This window comes from Labilibaculum sp. DW002 (genome assembly GCF_029029525.1).
GTDB lineage: Bacteria > Bacteroidota > Bacteroidia > Bacteroidales > Marinifilaceae > Paralabilibaculum > Paralabilibaculum antarcticum.
In genome coordinates, this window is record NZ_JAKJSC010000009.1 from 1 (window position 1) to 20,874 (window position 20,874).

The following is a 20,874-nucleotide window of genomic DNA, read 5'->3' on the forward strand; positions in this document are numbered from 1 at the left end:
AGGAAGTGTGATCGATGTGCTGTTAGCTGGAATCGTAACTGTTGTTCCAAGTGCCGCATAATCGGTTCCCTCTGTTGCTAAACCGCTTACTGCAAATGTGATTTCTGTATCTACACTTACTGCATTAGTTAAGGTCAACGTAAACAGACCATCAGTTCCCGGCTCACTTGCCTGAGTCGTAGCTGCTATGCTTACCTCTGAACTATCGTCATCATTAATTACTCCTGTTGCATTACCATCAAATATTGTTATTTGTTGTGAATTTTCATTGCTAATCGCAATAGCCACTGTGAAATTCTCTGTTGATTCCACAGTCTGATCCCCAATTATCACAATAGGAATGTTCACACTTGTGGAACCTGCAGTAATTGTATAAAGTTGATTCGTCTGAGCTGTAAAATCTGTTCCATCAGCACTTGAATTAGCAGTGGTAAAGCTGATCACAACATCTTCTTGAGCCGTTCCATTCATGGTAGCTACAAAGTTGTGAGAAGCATCTGCGTCAGTTTCACTAACTACGATATCCGCAATACTTATTGTGTGTGCATCATCATCATTAATGGTTGCTGTTGCACCGCCAGTTCCAATTGCTACCTGCTGTGCATTGGCATCACTAATGGTAATTGCAGCAGTAAAGATTTCCTGAGCTTCTGCGATATCATCTCCCAATACCGTTACTGGAATGTTCACACTTGTTGCTCCCGCTAAAATGGTATAAAGCTGACTTGTCTGTGCTGTAAAGTCTGTTCCATCAGCACTTGAATTAGCAGTGGTAAAGCTGATCACAACATCTTCTTGAGCCGTTCCATTCATGGTAGCTACAAAGTTGTGAGCATCATCAGAATCAGTTTCACTAACAGTGATATTTGCAATACTTATTGTGTAAGCATCATTATCAGTAATCGTACCTAAACCTTGAGATTTAGAAATAGAAACTCCTGATTGTCCATTAACAATTAGGTTCATTAAGTTGATATTATACTCTTCTTCTGGTTCTGCAATTGCATTTTCAATTATATCAACTACGATCGTTTGAGCAGTGCTATTTGCATCACCAAAAGTAAATGTAGTTGTTGATATAGCTGTATAGTCAGAAGGCTCAACTGCTGTTGAATTCGCCGTAGCAAAATCTACAGTATACGCATTCTGAACCGTACCTGTTTGTGTAACAGTAAATGTTGCAGTTCCAGCTGATTCGTTCACACTAATATCATCAATTGCCAATGTAGCAACATCATTATCTGTAATTGTACCAGTTGCATCTGAACTAGCTCCACCACCTATTAGTGAAACATCTTGACTGTTATTTACTAAGTTGCTAAGTCTACCAATTATCGTTTCTAATGGTTCAACAACATCATCGTTATCAATAGTAACAGTAACAGTTTGGCTATTAGCATTTGCAGCTCCAAAATTAAGGGTTGTAGTGCTCACAGCCGTATAATCTGATCCTGCAATTGCTGTACCATCTGCAGTTTCAAAATCTACTGAAATAGCATTTTGAACTGAACGATTTAAAGCAATCGTGAAATCGGCTGTTCCCGTAGCTTCATCTACTGTGAACCCAGTGATGGATACAATTGCTGCATCATTATCATTGATCGTTCCAGTAGCAGTATCTGTTCCTATCGTAATCTGCTGACCATTCTTATTAACAATCGCAATCTTACCTGTGAAAGCTTCTTGTGGTTCATTTATTAAATCACCAATCACAACCACTGGAATATTAACACTTAAGTTTCCAGGTTGAATAGTGTATTCAACTACTGATTGAGCAGTAAAGTCACTACCGGCAATTGCCGTACCTTCTGTTGTTGTAAAACTAATCACAACAGGATACTGAGCAATGATATCCATGCTAGCAACAAAATTATACGATACATTAGCATCTGCTTCTGAATTCGTAAATCCGGCAAGATTAATTGCTGTCACCTCATCATCATCAGTAATTGTACCCAATCCCTGTGAATCACCTCCAGTAAATGAAGAGCTTCCTGTACAAATAATATTACTCAAATCAACATCATATGTTTCTGTTGATTCTGCAATAGCGTTATCAATAATTGGAATCGTGATCGTTTCTGTTGCTCCATTCAAAGATCCAGCAGCAAAAGTCACTGTATTTGTAACAGTAGTATAATCACTTGGTGCGTGAGCTGTTCCATCATTTGTTGTAAAATCAACAGTTAATGCATCCTGAATATTACCAGTTAATGTTACGGTAAATACAGCACCACCAGCACCTACATTTTCTGCAACCTCAACATCATTTATTGCAATGCTTGCCGCCTCATTATCGGTAATCGTTCCAACCGCAGTTCCATCTGAAATTGTAGCTAAACCACCAGTTATTCCACTTAATGTAACCGTGTATGTTTCTGTTGGTTCAACAAAATTATCATCAGTTATAGCAACAGTGAAAGACTTAGTCGTTCCACTTACCGAACCTGCAGGGAAAGTTAAAGTTCCAGAAGATAAAGTATAATCAAAACCATCTAGAGCACTTGCATTATCACTAGTCGTATAATTTACAGAAAACTCATCCTGAATATTTCCAGTTAAAGTTACTGTAAACACTGCTTCTCCAGCTGCTACATTTTCTGCAACACTAACATCCGCAATAGCAATGCTCGCTGCGTCATTATCATTAATTGTGTAAACAGCATTTGCATCTGCAATGGTTACCTGTTGATTATTATCAGTCGTTAAAGAAATTGCTCCATTAAATACTTCTTGTGGTTCTAAAATTGCATCACCTAAAACATTAATAGGAATATTAACTGATTTACTACCTGCTGGAATTGTAACAACAGTATTTACTTGTCCAGTATAATCTGAAGTAGTTATTGCTGTTCCATCTGAAGTGTTAAATTCTAATACAACATCCTTTTCAGCTGCAATATTTGTACTAACAACATAATTTACTGATTGCGTTCCATTTGTTTCTGCAACTACTTTATCAATTAACGAAACTTCCATTTCATCATTATCATTGATCGTACTTGTTGCACTTGCAGTAGTTATTACTACTTGCTGCCCATTTATACCACTCAATGAAATTGTTCCATCAAATTTTTCTTGAGGTTCTGCAATGATATCTCCTAATATTGTTGTTGGAATATTAGTATTATCTGTCGAACCAGAAATCAATGTAACCGCCGTGTTTGTTTGAGCAGTAAAATCGCTTGCATTCTTCGCTGAATCTTCTGTTGTTGAGAACAACAAACCAATTGGCGATTGTGAAGCAATATCTCTACTCACATAGAAATTTTGAACCTGAGAACCATCTGTTTCAGTAACGGTAAATCCATTTAAAACTAGATTTACAATATCATTATCTGTAATTGTACCTGTTCCGAGAGCATCCGAAATTCCAACTCCTGTTTGGCTATAGGTATTTAGATCTGTAAGGTTAATTGAATATGTTTCTGTTGCTTCCGCAATATTATTCTCAATAATATCAACAGTAAAAGTCTGCACGTTACTATTCAAGCCACCAAATGTTAATTCAGTTGCTGCAATAGCAGTATAATCACTTATTGACTCTGCCGTAGCATCTGCTGTTGAATAATTTAATGTAAAATCATTTTGAACAGTACCAGTTAATGTTACCGTAAATGTTGCCGTCCCTGCTGATTCTGCAACACTCACATCATCGATCTTAATGCTTGCAAGATCAGTATCAGTAATTGTTCCTATTGCCTGTGTAGAAGCACCTCCACCAAAGAAAGTTACTGCTTGATTTTTTGCATCTATCTTATTGCTAATTGTTCCGTACAAATATTCTGTTGGCTCAACTACATCGCCATTAAGAATAGTCACAGTTACAGTCTGTGTTAAGGCATTAGCACCTCCAAAATTAAGAGCAGTAACACCTGTTTTTGTAACAGCCGTATAATCCGATCCTGTTAATGCTGTATTATCAGATGTTGCAAAATCGATCGTAAATACATCCTGAACAGCTTTGCTCATCGTAATCGTGAAGTCTGCTGTTCCTGCAGATTCATTCACTGTAAATCCTGCTATTGAAATTACAGCAGCATCGTCATTAGTAATTGTTCCTGTACCAACGCCTTCTGTTGCAGAAATGCTAATTGAAGAATCAACATTACCATCAACTAAAGCATTACTTAAGTTGATTAAGAAGCTTTCATCCAATTCAATAACTTCATCCCCATTAATATCGATACTTATTGTTTGTACTTCACCAGAAGTACCAACGAATGTAAGCATACCTGATTTTGCATCATAATCGCTGTTTGCTATAGTTGCAGTATTATCTGCTGTTGCATAATCAACCGTTACACCTAATTCAACAGGATTACTTAAAGTAACATCAAACACCAATTGTTTCACTCCTGAGTCTCCTTCAGAAATAGTAGGATCCGAAATTGTTAACTCTGAAGTATCATCATTTTCAATTGTTCCAGTACCAATCTTATTTGCATTATCGATGGTAACATTTCGACCAAGAGCATTTACAGAACTCAAAACAAGTTCGAAAGTCTCATCAGGTTCAAGAGCCAGATCTCCATTAACTTCAATTGTTATGGTTTGAGTTTCATTCAAAACTCCACCTGTAAATGCAACAGGACCTCCATTACCAGTATAATCACTTGGAGCCTTAGCACTTCCATTTTGAGAATAATATGATACTGAATATCCACCAACTACCTCGGCACCTGAATGAGTCACCGTAAATACGAAGTTGGTAGTTCCAGAATTCGTTTCACTTTGAGAAACATTATTAATAGAAAGCAATGCTGCATCATTATCTGTATTGGTAACAGAAACATTATCTGGATCATCTACTTTTGCAAGATCTTTATAAATAAGATCGGTTGTATTTATTCTATCAGTAGTTAAATTAATAGAATAAGTTATATCACCATCTACTAGAATATCTTCAACACTTGTTACTGTTACTGTTTGTGCTATATTCCAATTTGTATGATCAAAAGTTAAACTTGCCTTATCAATTGTTCCTTCGCTAGTATCACCACTTGCCAAATCAACAATTACATTGTAATCAGTTGCATCAGTAGCTGGTTTACTTGTTAGTACAACTGTAAAAGTAGCTGTACTTGTAGCAGTTTCACTTGTAGATAATGTGAGAGGTGTTACAACAAAGCCTGCTGTATCATCATCAACATTATTCAAACTTACATCATCAACTACCAAATTACTATACTTTGGATCGGTTGAAGAAGTATTTTCAGTAATGATCGAATAATCAATGTTTCCATCATCAATATCATCATCTACTCCATTGATGGTTACCGTTTGAGCTGTATCCCAATCTGCAGGAGTAAAAGTTAAAGTTGTAGATCCTGATATGCTTCCTTCCGTTGTATCATTACTTGAAAGATCTATTGTTACATTTTGCGTTGGTTCTGTATTCAAAACAACATCAAATGAACCAGTACTAGCATCTTCACCAGTAATCGCATCGTTTACAGTTACTGTAACTCCAGCAGTATCATTATCCTGATTAACCGCATCAACAAGAGTCCCAACAGCATCTTCGAATCCAGAATTATCATCTGTTAACCCTTTGTTTACTGTCAAGTTAATGTCATAATCGATATCTCCATCGTCAACATCATCATTAACTCCAGTTACTGTTACCGTTTGAGCTACGCTCCAGTTTCCAGCATTGAAAGTTAATTGAGCCTTATCAACAGATCCTTCACCTAAATCATCACTTACAACATCAAGAACTACTGTTCCTGTTGGTGCTGATTTTAATTTAACTGTAAATGAATCTGTATCTAAATCCTCAGTTGTTATAATGTTTGCTTTGCTTAATACAATTGCCCCACTACCTGCATTTACGGTTATTGTAAACGCACATGTTCCAGTATTACCAGTAGCATCATAAACGGTATAAGTTATTGTAGTTGTACCAATATTGTATGAGTTGTTATTAAGTGGATTCGTAGTTCCGCTTACCGGACTTAGATCTGAACCAGTTCCTGTAGTTGCACCTGTCATTACCCAATCGAACTGAGTAACGGCACAATTATCAGTATATGTAGAAGCTGGAACATCATTAATTGAAACGCTCGTATCTCCATCTTCGCTTACTAATTTTGAAATATTTGAAGGACAAGAATCAAATACAGGATCTTGATCATCACTTACAACTATATCAAAAGAAGTCACTCTGTCATTATTTCCATGATTATCAGAAGCTGTCCATGTTACTGTAGTTGTTCCTTTATTAAATACAACTCCATTTAAAGTACTTCCTGTTCCTGAAGTAGCTCCAGATAAACTATAAGTCATTGACGTTACTGTTCCACAATTGTCAGTAGGATTCCAAGTGTCATCCGCATGAGCGTAAGAACATAAATTGTTGTCGGCAACTACATTTCTATCCGTAAGATCATCGACAGTTGGACCTTCGTCATCAACAATTGTAAGAGTAGATGAGCAAGTTGTTGTGTTTCCAGCAGCATCCGTCACCTTTAACCAAGCTGTTTGACTTGCAGGATCGGAACAATTATAAGTTACTAAATCACCATATCCAGACGCTTCTAGTTTCGAAATCTTGATTGAGAAAGAACAGTTATCACTTGAACCATTATCAATTTGTGATGCAGAAACAGCCGCTAAACCTTGACGATTTAAGGATACTGTCAAATCCTGACATATTGCCACTGGATCAATAATATCCTGAACTGTTACAGTAGCACTACATGTTGAAGTGTTACCATTATTATCAGTTACAGTTAGTACAACCGTATTTGCACCTAAATCAGCACAATCAAAACTTGTAATATCAAGAGATAAACTTGCAATACCACAAGCATCTGAAGATCCATTGTCAATATCGGTAGTTGAAATACTTGCATTACCTGTAGCATCCAATTGAATTGTTACATCCTGGCACAGAGCAACAGGATCAACATTATCCTGAACCGTTACAGTTGAAGTACAAGTAGATACATTTGCATTGTTATCGGTAACTGTTAAAGTAACAGTATTTGCACCAATGTTAGCACAAGTAAAACTAGATACATCAAGAGTTCGACTAGCAATACCACAGGCATCATTCGATCCATTATCAATATCACCTGCAACTATTGTAGCATTACCTGATGCATCAAGTTGAACAGTAATGTCTTTGCAAATTGCATTAGGATCAATATTATCTTGAACAGTAACTTGAGCAACACAATCATCTGTATTTCCAAATGCATCTGTTACCGTTAAGGTAACTGGAACGGTAGAACCTATATCTGTGCAATCAAAAGAATTTGGCACAACTATTTTACTTGTTATACCACAATTATCTGTAGATAAATTATCAATATCATCACCCGTGATAGTGGCATTTCCACTAGCATCTAACTGAACGATAATATTTTGACAATTTGCAACTGGTGCAATATTGTCTTCAACCGTTACTGTTGATGTACAAGTTTCTATATTTCCACTTTCATCTGTTACTGTTAAAGTTACCGTTTGGTCCCCTAAATCAGAACATGTAAAATCTGTTATATCTAAAGATAAGTTTGGAGATGCATCACATGCATCGTTTGAACCATTGTCTACCTGAACTGCAGTAACGCTAGCATTTCCACTAGCATCTAATTGAATTGTTACATCCTGACAAATAGCATTAGGCTTTTGAACATCGGTTACATTAACAGTAAATGAACATTGCGAAATATTGTTAGAAGCATCTACAGCTATCCAAACAACTGTTGTTATTCCTTTATTAAATGTTTGTCCGTTAAGATTAGTTTGAGCAAGTGGTTCATCTGTTGCTCCTGTTAACTTATAAGTTAAAATTGAAACTGTCCCACAAGCATCTGTTGATGTAGCATTCCAAGTATCATCTGTATGAGTGTAAGTACAAACGTCTGTATCGGTATTTACTGATTGATCTCCAATACAAGAAACAACTGGGTTAACATTATCTTCTACTGTAACAGTTGCACTGCATGTTGCTGTATTTCCATTGTTATCGATTACCGTTAAAATAACTGTATTATCACCTTTATTGCTACAATCAAAACTTGTTTTATCTAAACTCAAACTAGCGATACCACATGCATCATTTGAACCATTATCCACTTGATTTGCTGTAATTGCTACCAATCCATCAGAATCTAATTGAACAATAATATCCTGACAAATAGCTATAGGATTTGTGTTATCAACAACCGTTATTGTGGTTTCACATTCATCAAAATTTCCTTGAGGATCAGTAACTTTTAGTGTTACTGCATTTGAACCTATATTAGTACAGTCAAATACGCTTGGCGTAACTGTTTTTGTTAGATTACAGTTATCTGTTGAACCTAAAGAAATTGCATCAACATTATCAGAAGTAAGCGTGTAATTTCCAGTAGCATCTAGAGTAATCGTTAAAGGACTACACACTGCTGATGGTGCATTATTATCTTCCACTGTTACTGTTGCGTCGCAAGTTGAAGCATTACCATTAATATCAGTAACCGTAACCACTACCGTGTTTGCCCCTACATCTGAACAATCAAAAGTAGTTTGAGCAGCACTTACACTTTGTATACCACATGCATCTGTTGAACCACCATCTAATTGACTTGACAAAATACTTGCTTGACCAAGTACATCAAGTTGAATCGTTATGTTATTACAGATAGCATTTGGTGGTGTTGCATCTTCTAATAATACAACTGCAGTATTACATGTTGAAATGTTACCAAAAATATCAGTAACCGTTAATACAACACTATTATTACCAACATCATTACATGAGAAACTATTAGGAGAAACTTGCATTGAAGCAATTCCGGACGGATCAGAAGATCCACTACCAATAGCATTGATATCATCTGTATCTAAAGAATAGTTACCAGAAGCATCTAATTGTACTGTTATATTATTACAGGTAATTGAAGGAGCTTCCTCATCATTAACAGTTACAAGGTATCTACCTGTATTCGTGTTTCCATGAACATCGGTTGCAGTCCACACAATTTCTGTAATTCCTACTGGAATTTGAGCTCCAACTATTGTCGTATTAATATCAGTTCCTACCTCTGAATCAGAACCAATTTTATAAGTAATCTTAGCAACATCACAATTATCGGTAACAACTGGATTCCAATTATCTCCTGAAACAACAGTATAATAAGCTTCTCCAGAATCAGTTGTTCTCGTTTGATTGGCCACTGTTGTTACAGTCGGAGCCTCAACATCTGATATGGTAAAAACAGTTGTACATGTAGCACTAATGTTATTACTTGTATCATATAATCTCCAAGTTATCGTAGTAGTTGGTGTTGCAACAATACCTACTGGAATTTGCACACCAGCTAAAGTTGTCGTTAGATCAGTTCCTATTTCAGCACCGGATCCTATTTGATAAGTTAGTTTTTGCAATCCATTATTATCTGTAAATCCATAAGGATCAAATTCTGCTCCTGGCACTTCAAATGAGCAAGCGCCAATGTCAGCATTTTTAGCAACTGTTTCACTTGGACAATTCGTAATTGTAGGATTTTCATTATCCGTCACAATTATTTGAATTGAACAATTAACTGAATTTCCAGCCTCATCTGTCGCAGTCCAAACAACATCTGTTGTTCCAACAGGGAAATGTGCTTCTTTTAAGGTATTACTATTGTTAAAATCATTTGTTATGCTTGCACTACAGTTATCAGAAAATGTAGGATCAAATTCTGTCCCTGGAGTTAAGTAGTACGATTTAGTTGCTGTGGTATTTCTTGAAAAAGGAGAACCTGATGGACAAGAAATTACTGGATCTTCGGTATCACTTACCGTTACTGTAAATGTATGAGTTAATTGATTGCCAACTCCATCAACAGCTATATAAGTTACTTCAGTATCCCCAACTGGGAATATAGAACCAGAAGTTGCATCTGCAGGACTAACGGTTACCGTTACAGCAGGATCTGTGGTTCCGTAATCAATAAATACAGGAGGAGTGTAATTTACCACGGCTTGACATGTCGTCACATCATTTCCAGTACTCGTATTTAAAGCTGCAGTAAGTAATACAGGTGGTTCATTATCAACAACCGTTACATAGAACTGAGCTTCGCTTCTGTTCCCACTATCATCTTCGGCATACCAAGTTATGGTATTTTCTCCGATAGCTAATTGACGTCCATCAAGTGAAGCAATATTAAATTCATTAACCAATTTGGTCACGATACCACAATTATCAAAGGCAGTTACCTCATCAAATTCGTCTCCCTGAACAGTATAATAATTTTTATTTAAATCGGTACTCTTTACCTGATTTCCAAGAACAACAATTATCGGTGCTTCTTTATCTTTTATGGTAAGCGTAAATGTACATGCGGAAGTATTCCCCATTGCATCTGTAACTGTCCAAGTGATATCTGTTTCTCCAGTTGCACCGGCACCAGAACCTCTAGGGATTTCAACTCCCGATAATGTATTCACACCAGTTCTTGGCAAACCTGTTACTGCATCAGTAAAGCTCCACTCTACAGAATTTACACTACAATTATCATCAAAACTAACTGGGTCAAATTCATTTCCTAGGACTAAGTACGAACAAGTTCCGTCATCTGCATCTCTTTCTTGATCTGCAATGCATGCAATTGTTGGGTCTATATCAGTCACAACAACATCGAAAACACATGTTGATATATTATCATTATTATCTGTAGCAGTATAAGTTACCGTAGTAGTTCCAACATTAAACAAACTACCAGGAGCATGGGTTGATGCAAAACTCTTCATTCCACTACAATCATCGGTTGCAATTAAAGCAGGCCAGTCAACTACAGCTTGACAATTACTTCCAGAAGCTTGAAGTGTGATTGTAGAAGGACAATTTGTAATTACAGGACCTTCATTATCCGTAACCGTTACTTTCTGAACATATACTGTTTTGTTACCAACCTCATCAGAAATTTCCCATCTTACATTAGTGGTTCCAATTAAAAATGGACTAGGAGCATCATTTGTTATCACTAAATCTCCTTGGTTTGTACAATTATCTGTAGCTACTGGATTTGTCAATGTGGTTGTCTTGACACATGTACCTGCATCTACAAATAAATTTAAATCTGCAGGTAACGGTAAAATTACTGGTGCTACCTCATCTGTAACAACAACTTGATGGCTGCATGTACTGCTGTAGGTATTTCCTCCTATTACTTGAGTTCCAGTCCAAACTACTGTAGTTGAACCTTTAGGAAAAACAGCTCCATCTAAAGTTGTATTACTAGGAGCGTAAGGTTGAACTCCTGAATCAGCTGTCTGAATATTATGTACTAAGGTACGACCTATTATAATTGATAAGTTAGTAATAGCTGCATCATAACTTCCTCCAACATGAGTATAGGTACATGCATCACTTGCTGTTGATTCATAAAGTGTATTTGGACAATCCATTAATGGATCGAAAGAATCAACAATCGTAATGTTAACGGTACAGTTATCTGTATTTCCACCTTGATCAGTTGCGGTCCAAATTACTGCATGATCACCAATTGTAAAGCGAGTTCCATTTAAAGAACTTGAATTTGTTTTATCATTCTGATAAGATGCAAGAGTACAGTTATCTGCTACATCTGGCTTAAATTCACTTCCAACTGAAGTATAATAATCTACATACAAATTATTAAATTCTCTATAATAGGTATCGCTAGGACAATCAATTACTGGAGAAATATTATCATTTACGGTTACTTTTTGTGTGTGATATACATGATTACCTCTTGTGTCTCTAGCGGTCCAATAAACATTAGTTGTTCCAATATCAAAAGTTGTTCCTGTTGGTGTCCTCCAAGATGTAATTTCTGAAGGATCATCACAATTATCGGTAGCTGTTGGTACACCTAAAACGACATTTGTTGCAGTACAAGAACCCGCATCAACATTAACTGTAACATCAGCAGGCCAGGTAACCACTGGATCTTCATTATCATAAACATATACATTAAAAGTACAACACTCATTAGTATCGGCACCATTAGTAGCTATCCAACTTACCGTAGTTGTTCCTTTCTTAAGTGCAACACCATCTAATGATGTTCCTGTATTGTTATCAGTATCTTCGGCACCTACTCCTGTAAGAATATAGGTTAGAGTTGTTCCTGAAGTTGTTGAAGTAACATCAAACTCAACACCTTGAACTTCATAAGAACACAATCCAGGATCTGTTACTTTTGTAGAATTTCCACGGCACGTTACAGAAGGCGGATCGTTATTATATATAGTTATCGTACTTGTGCAAGTTGCACTATTAGGAGTCGGACTAGCATTATCCGTCACGGTCCAGGTAATGGAATTGACTCCCTCTGGTATTTTTGCTCCTGCTAGAGTTGTAGAATTAGGAGCATAAGGTAAAGCTCCAGAATCTGTAGTTTGAATATTATGAGTTTTGGTATAACCAGAGCAATCGTGAAGATTACTAGGATCAAATTCATGATCAAATACCGTATAATAGGTTTGTCCTTGATCAATTTCTCTGCATAAAGATGGACAATTAAATGTCGGAGCATCATCATCCAATACAGTTACCGTTTGTACAACAGTATTGTAATTGTTGTGAATATCTCTTATTCTCCAAGTTACATTTGTCACACCAATCGGATAACTTGAAGGAGCATTATTCCAGTAATCGCTAACCCCACAATTATCCGTTCTCGTTGGTATTCCTAAATCAACACCAGTAGCATAACAACCTGAATTAGTTGGGATTACCAAATCTCCTGCATGGGTAAGAACTGGCAATTCATTATCATAAACGGACACATAAAAACTACAATCATTTGTATAAACTTCCCCGTCTACAGTCTGAGTTGCAGTCCATTTAACAAGAGTAGTACCATAAGGAAAAACAGCATTTGATAAGGTAGTATTAGAAGCTGCTGGCGCATAATCATGTGTAAGAGTAGCCCCTGCACTTGTTGATGTTGCATCGAATTCAGTGCCGACAGCCGTATATTCGCATTCTCCAGTATCGCTTGATTTTGATTGATCGCCAACACAAGTAATTGAAGGATAAAGATCTACAATTACATTCACAACAACTGTACAAGTCGTCTCATTTCCAGCAGCATCCGTAGCAGTCCAAACAATATTATGAGTGGCCGGACTCAATTGTTCTCCTGTTAATGTGCTTGTACCTGTAATATTATTCGTATAAGTTAAGCTACAATTATCCGAAGCAATAGGCTTGAATTCATTTGCGCCAACCGTATAGTAATTTTGACCATAATCAACTACTCTCGTATACGGGTCTGTAGGGCAACTTATTACTGGATCTGTATCATCAGTAACAGTAATGCTAATTGTTTTCGTCAATGAATTTCCATAATAGTCTGATACTGTCCAAACTACATCGGTTGTTCCAACAGGAAACTCTTCGTAAGCCAAAGTTTTATAATTATTCCAATCGTTGGTTATTCCAAAATTATCAGGAGTACAATTGTCAAGAATATCTGTAGGATCAAATTCAGCACCAACAACAGTATACACACAAGAGTTACTTGCCGTTGATTTACTTGCTGTAGCAGGTACATTAAATGATGGAGACGAAATATCATTCACCTTAAACTGATACTGCATAATTGTTACATTACCAGAATTATCTGTTGCTTTCCAAACCACAACAGTTACACCAACTGGAAATTCAAAACCATTTAAACTCGCTGTATTATTTTGATTGTTAACAATACTTGCTATTCCACAATTATCAGTTACACTTAAAGGATCGTAATCAGTTCCTACAACTTTGTAATGACAAACATCAGCAGGTGCATCCTTTTCTTGATCGGCAACAGCAGAAACTACAGGAAATGCATTGTCCTCAATAGTAATCGTAAATGAACAAGTTTCAGTATTTCCACTAGCATCTACAACCGTCCAAACAACATCATGATCTCCAACTGCTAGAATTTCATCAACTAAACTTGTTGAAGCTCCACCAGAAACTCCATCTAGAGTATAACTAATATTAAGATCTGCAATATCATCACAATTATCTTCTAATTCAGTTGGGTCGAACTCGGTACCTACGATTGTATATTCGCAAGAATTAGTCGGAATACTTCGTACTTCATTTCCATAACAAACGAAAGATGGTGCTTGTGCATCGGTAATTGAAATTGTAAATGGAGCTGAGGTAACTGTATTACCATTTATATCAGATAAAGTCCAAACTACAGAGTAATCGTGAATTTCATCTTTTGGGAATTGAGTATTTGCAATTGTATTACTTCCAGTAAATACTTCTACTCCATTCTTTGTAATTACATAAGTGGGTGTTGCATAATCACAATTATCAACTATTTCACTCAAATCAAAATCAGTCCCAGAAACCGTGAAATAACATTGTCCTGGATCTGTCTCATATGAATAAGTGTAAGAATCTGCAACCAAACCTGTTGGCTGTGTAAATGTTGGGTCTTGAGTATCTGTAACTTTTACAAATACAGAACAACTTGTTGTATTGACTCCATCCGTTGCTGTCCAAATAATTTCATGTTCCCCAGTTGGAATTTTCTTTCCTTCCAAAGTTGAAGATCCATCAAAATCATTAGTAACCATTAAATTACATTCATCAGTTGCCACTGGATTAAATTCAGTTCCTACAACTGTATAAAAGCAACCTGCATTATCAGCATCTCTTTCGAAAGGTGCAATAAGAGTGCTAACTGGGCAAGTCAATTCTGGAGGTGTTTGATCGGCAACAGTAACATTAAAAGTCATATAAGTTACTAATCCTGAAGCATCAACTGCACGATATCTAATTTGTGTTGTTCCAACTTGGAAAGTTGAACCGCTAGCTGGGCCTAAAATTCTACTTAAGTTAACGCTCGGACAATTGTCTGTAGCTACCGGCTCTGTCCAGTTCACCTGTGCATCGCATTCTCCTGCATCCACATTTTGTAAAATATCACTAATTTGAGTGATTACAGGTAAATCATCATCTTCAACAGTAACCTGAAAAGTACGTGTACTTGTATTGGTACCATCACTTGCTGTCCAAACAACCGAATTTGTACCTTTTTGAAATACCACTCCATCAAGACTAGTTGCATTAACAGCAGTACCACCATTAATTGTATAAGTTTGAGAACTTACCGAGCAATTATCTGTAATGCTTACATCAAACTCACCACTTTTTGCAGTATAACCACAATTAGTATCTGTTCCTCTATTTTTATTCGTTGTAGCCGAAATAATTGGAGCTTGATTATCCAAAACGGTAATCGTAAATCCTAATCCCGAAGCTTCCGAATTATTACTTGCGTCAAGTGCTGTCCATGTAATTACATTTGCACCTTTATTAAGTTGTTGTCCTGCCAATGAACCAGTTCCACTCAAAATAGAAGCTCCGCTTACTGTATATGACAATACTGTTCCCGAACAATTATCAGATACAATTGGATCAAATTCAGCACCATTCACTGAATAAAAACAATCTCCCGAATTTGTATTTACTGATTTAGTTACCGTTCCTGAGGTAGGAGAAATTACTGGTTTTACAATATCAACAACAGTAACCGTTGCATCACAAGTACTTGTTCTTCCCGCTGCATCTTTTACAGTAAGTGTAACGATGTTTTCTCCTTTATCTGAACAGTTAAAAGAAGTTTGACTTAAGGATAAGACTAAATCACCACTAGCAGTGCAATTATCTGAAGATGAATTGTTAATATCACCAACATTTAATGTTGCCAATCCCGAAGCATCGAGCGGTAAATTAATGTCAATACAACTAGCAACCGGATCCTCATTATCAACTACTTTAACCGTAAATGAACAAATATCACTAACATTTCCTGATTGATCTTCTGCTGTATAAATTACTGTAGTCGTTCCAGAAGGAAAACTAGCTCCTGGTAAATGTGATTTATTCCATGATAATGTACCAGCACAATTGTCTGTGGCTGTTGGCTCAGTCCAACTAGCAATACCAGTGCACAATCCGTTCGTATTATTAATTACAATATTCGAAGGGCAATCACTTAAAATTGGTTTTTGATCATCTGTAACCGTAACTGTAAAACTACAAGTAGTACTTACATTTCCTTTTTCATCTGTAGCAGTATAAGTTACTGTTGTTTCACCTACTGAAAAATCATCACCTGGCTCATGAGATTTAGCCCAAACTAAATTAGCAACAGAAGAACAATTATCTGTTGCAGTTGGCTCAGTCCATGATACATTTGCAGTACATACTCCTTCATCACTAGTTCTAACAATACCTGAAGGACAGTTGCTTATTATTGGTTTTTCATTATCATTTACCGTTATGGTAAAGCTTTCTACTACATCATTACCCGCTGCATCAGTTGCAGTATAGCTTATGGTACTTATACCAACAGGAAAAACCGAACCACTACCAGATCCGGCTGATTGTACGATATTATCACCTGCGCAATTATCCGAAGATGTTGGTTCTGTCCAACTTACAATTGCACCACAATCTCCAGCATCATTATCAACAGTAATATTCTCCGGTAAATCTATAATACTAGGATTTTCCACATCGGAAACAGTTACTGTAAAACTACAATCAGTTGTATTACCGGCTGCATCAGTAACTCGAAATGTATTTGTTGTTTCGCCAACTGGAAATTCTGCACCAGGTGCCAAACCTGCTATTTGTACGGTTGTTGCTCCTGGGCAATTATCTGTCCCCACTGGCGCTGTATAATTTACAACTACCCCACAGTTTCCAACACTCGCATCTGCCGTAATATTAGCTGGGCATGAAATACTTGGCAATTCAGTATCATTAACTGTTACGGTAAAACTTTCGTCATAAGTTCTGCCGGCCGCATCGGTGGCAGTATAAGTTACCGTAGTTACTCCAATTGGAAATTCTGTTCCTTTTGCTAATCCTGCAGTTTGTGCAATACTATGACCACTGCAATTATCATCAGATGTTGGTTCTGTCCATGATACAAGAGCACCACACTCACCGGAATCACTATCCTTTACAATAGGACTTGGTAAGTTAACAATAGTTGGATCTTGCGTATCGACAACATTAACTGTGAATGTACAAGTCCCAATCTTACCACTTTCATCTTCAGCAGAAATAGTTATTAATTGAGTAGCACCATGTCCTCCACTCAATACAGAACCTGCTATTGGAGATTGTGTTAAAATTATATTTCCTGCAGTACTACAATTATCAGTAGCAACAATGCTAAGTAAATCAATATAGTTTGGCAAAACTGCATCACATGTGCCTGCAGATATGTTTAGATTCTGATCAGCTGGACAATTTGTAATTGCAGGTTCCTCGTTATCAGCTATCGTTATGGTATAGGACCATGTTGCAGTATTGTTGCTAGCATCTTTAGCAGTCCATACAATTTCATTTGCTCCTTTATTTAAAGTTGCACCTGAAAGACTTGTAGTTGCATCAGTACCAACTGGAGTCCCTCCATTTATTGTATAAGTTAAAATAGAGACAGAACAATTATCTGAAAAAGCAGTTGGATCATATGTTGCTCCTACAACAGTAAAATCACATTCCCCACTATCGGTATCTAAACTAGAACTTACGGTTGTTCCTGTAATTGTAGGATCTATATTATCTATAACCGTTACGGTAGCATTACATGAATTTGTATTCCCCTTAGCATCTTCAACCGTTAAAGTCACATTCTGTGCACCAAGATCAGCACAAGTAAAATTTGTTTTACTTAGCGTTCGCTGAGTAATTCCACAATTATCTGTTGAACTATTGTCAACATCAGAAGCTAATAATGTTCCTTCTCCTGATGCATTTAAATACAAATCGAAAGGTTTGCAAATTGCTACAGGATCTTCATTATCTATTACTATAGATTCTACCTGTTCAATTGAACAACCTGCACTACTAACAGCAACAATCGTATATTGCATATCGGCCGTTAAAGTTACAGTATATGGTAAATTAGAAATTAAAGCAGTTTTAGGACTGTCCCAAAGTTCTATATGATCAGCACCTGTTGCCGTAGCAGTAATATCAAAACTAACACCCGAACAAACAGATTCTGTTGGGCTGGTTAAAAGTAAATCTGATGGCAATGGATTTACTGTAATGATAATTGTTGCGGCATCAACAGGTAAATAGGTTCCAAATTTATCTTGAACACTTACCAAAGAATAAGTTGTTGTTGCATTTGGGCTTATATTTATCGCATCTCCTCCATATGTAGGACTTTCTATGTCACCATCACTAGCATAATCATCTACTTGAGTTGATGTAGTTCCATCGGAATAGATTACCGTATAGGGACCAACACTGGCACCAATAATCACTTCTAAGCTTGTGCTTTCACCAAAACAAATGCTTTGTTGTCCTTTATTTTTGATCAAGGCATCTTGTGCATGTGCTTCGCTAATAAAGCCAGAAAAGAAAGAAATACTTAAAAATAAGAATAGAAATAAACTTGTGTTTTTTACGAATGAATTTGGTTTGAATAAACCTCGGAGTAAAGTTGCCACCATACGGTACAATTAGGGGATTAGTGAATAAATTATAGTCTTTGAAAATAGTCCTTGCATTTTATTATCATAAAAATAAATTACGGAAGTAAGTTCAAACACTAGAAATCATATACTCCATATCGTTGACAAATGTTACAATTCTATTGACTAAAAGACGATTTTAAAATGTCAAAAGCAAATCGATAAATGAATAGCTTACTTTTAATACTTAAAAAATAAATAAAACACCTCAAAACAGCATCATACTAAACAGAAGCACAACATCACACAAGACTCTGTAAGGTTGACTATTGCAAGCACAAAACAAGTCAAACCCATTTCATAAGTTCAGAATCCTTTCTGTACATAACTAAATACATTGTATGGCTTTTTAAAAACATTAAAAATTATACCATTTGATGATAAAATTGAAAAAAAAATGTAACCTCAAAATAATCAATGCTCGTAAAATTTTAAATATAATTTATCAAACAAAAAAAGAGCTATCCTATACAGGCTAACTCTTTTTATTCACTTACATTTTTCCTCTTTAAAATATCTTGGATTAATTTAAAGCTTTCGCAATAACATCTTCAAAAGCAGGTTCTGACGGTCTTGGTGCAAACACATCGATAATTTCACCTTGCTTACCAATCACCATAAATCGAGGAACTCCGTGTAATTACAAAACAATTTTTCAGATATTTTCCAATGCTTTTAAAATGATTCGGAAATAAAAGACCCACAAGTCTTAATTATCATTTATTTAAACTATTTTTATTCCGTCTAAATCCTAATTAAAATAAAATCACACTACGTTTACCGAAATTGAAACAAAATATACTGCAGGCAATTACTGTGGTTTGAATATAACTAGATCAAAAAAACATGAGTACAAATTTTTCTGAATACATAAAGACTTTCGAAAAGACCTTGAAATCTGTATTTCACGAACGAGATGACATTAGTAAGTTTAGTGCCCAAAGAGGATTACCTCCTTTGGTTATGCGAGAAGTTATGTCGGGCAATCCATTCTCTGTGGCTATTCCTGAGAGTTACGGTGGACGTGGAGGAAAAGTGAAAGAATGCTTAGGTATTTTGGCCTCTGCAGCCTACGAATCACTTCCATTATCACTTACTTTTGGAATTAATATTGGTCTATTTTTAGAACCTGTAGCTAAATATGCTAACGAAGTCGTAAAAAAAGATATTTTTCAACGTTTCTTGCAAAAGCAAAACATGGGTGGTTTAATGATCACCGAACCAGAACATGGTAGTGGTGCTTTAAACATGCAAACCTCTTTTACAGAGAAGAATGACCATTACCATATTAAAGGAACTAAACATTGGCAAGGACTTACGGGGCTAGCGGATTATTGGTTGATTACATCTCGTCAAAAAAATGAGGAAGGCAAATTGGGAAGAGATATCGATTTCTTTATTTGCGATGTAACCCAAGAAAACCAGAAAGTAGTTGTAGAAGAATATTACGACAATCTTGGATTGTACATGATTCCCTATGGCAAAAACAAATTAGATTTACAGATTCCTAAACAATTCAAATTAGAACCAGAAACCACTGGAATTAAAATGATGCTTGATATTCTGCACCGAAGTAGAATGCAGTTCCCAGGAATGGGACTTGGTTTCATTAAAAGAATGATGGATGAAGCTATTGATCAATGTAAAAACAGAATGGTTGGAGGCAAAAGCTTAATCTCTTACGATCAAGTTCAATTCCAAATCTCTAAAATTCAAAGTGCATTTACAATATGTTCTGCCTTCTGCGCTAGAAGTAGCGAAAAGAGCGGCATTGAAAACAATTTAGCCAATGATGGAATTGAAGCAAATAGTGTAAAGACTATTGTTACGGATTTAATGCAAGAAGCTGCACAAACTCTAGTGCAATTATCTGGTGCTAAAGGATATCGACTAAGTCATATTGGAGGAAGAGGTATTGTTGACAGTAGGCCATTCCAAATTTTTGAGGGAGCAAATGAAATGCTTTACACTCAAATCTCTGAAATGGTAATTAAGATGATGAAGAAGAAAAAAGAATTCAACTTATTTCAATTTCTGAAGAATTTTGATTTAACCAGCAAAGCATCTGAATACATCAAAAAGCAAACTGATTTCTCTTTGAACACTGAATTACCTCAACGAAAATTAGTTGACTTGGGAAGAGCAATCGGACGTGTTGTTTCTGCTGGTTTAGTTATTGATCTAGGCGAAAAAGGTTTCCGAAAAGATCTTATTGACAACTGTTTATCTTCACTGCAGCAAGATATCAGTAACATGATCTTCTCCTATCACAACAATACACAAATTGCCAGTATTCCTGATTACCAAGATGGAAGTTCTTGGTTAGACTTCTCTAAGTAAAGAATTCTAGCAATAAATATAAAAGCTGTTTCAGATAATAACTGAAACGGCTTTTTT

At 36.2% G+C, this 20,874-nt stretch carries 2 protein-coding genes; one reads left to right on the forward strand and one right to left on the reverse strand.

Annotated features, from left to right (window positions below):
• Nucleotides 1-18,456 (reverse strand): HYR domain-containing protein (locus tag L3049_RS19690; protein WP_275111548.1); only part of this gene is annotated, 18,456 nt, incomplete at its 3' end.
• Nucleotides 18,457-19,323: 867 nt separating this feature from the next.
• Here L3049_RS19690 and L3049_RS19695 point away from each other — a divergent pair.
• A complete protein-coding gene (locus tag L3049_RS19695) occupies nucleotides 19,324-20,817 on the forward strand; it encodes an acyl-CoA dehydrogenase family protein (RefSeq protein ID WP_275111549.1) in 1,494 nt (497 codons plus the stop codon).
• The last annotated feature ends 57 nt before the right edge of the window (nucleotides 20,818-20,874 follow it).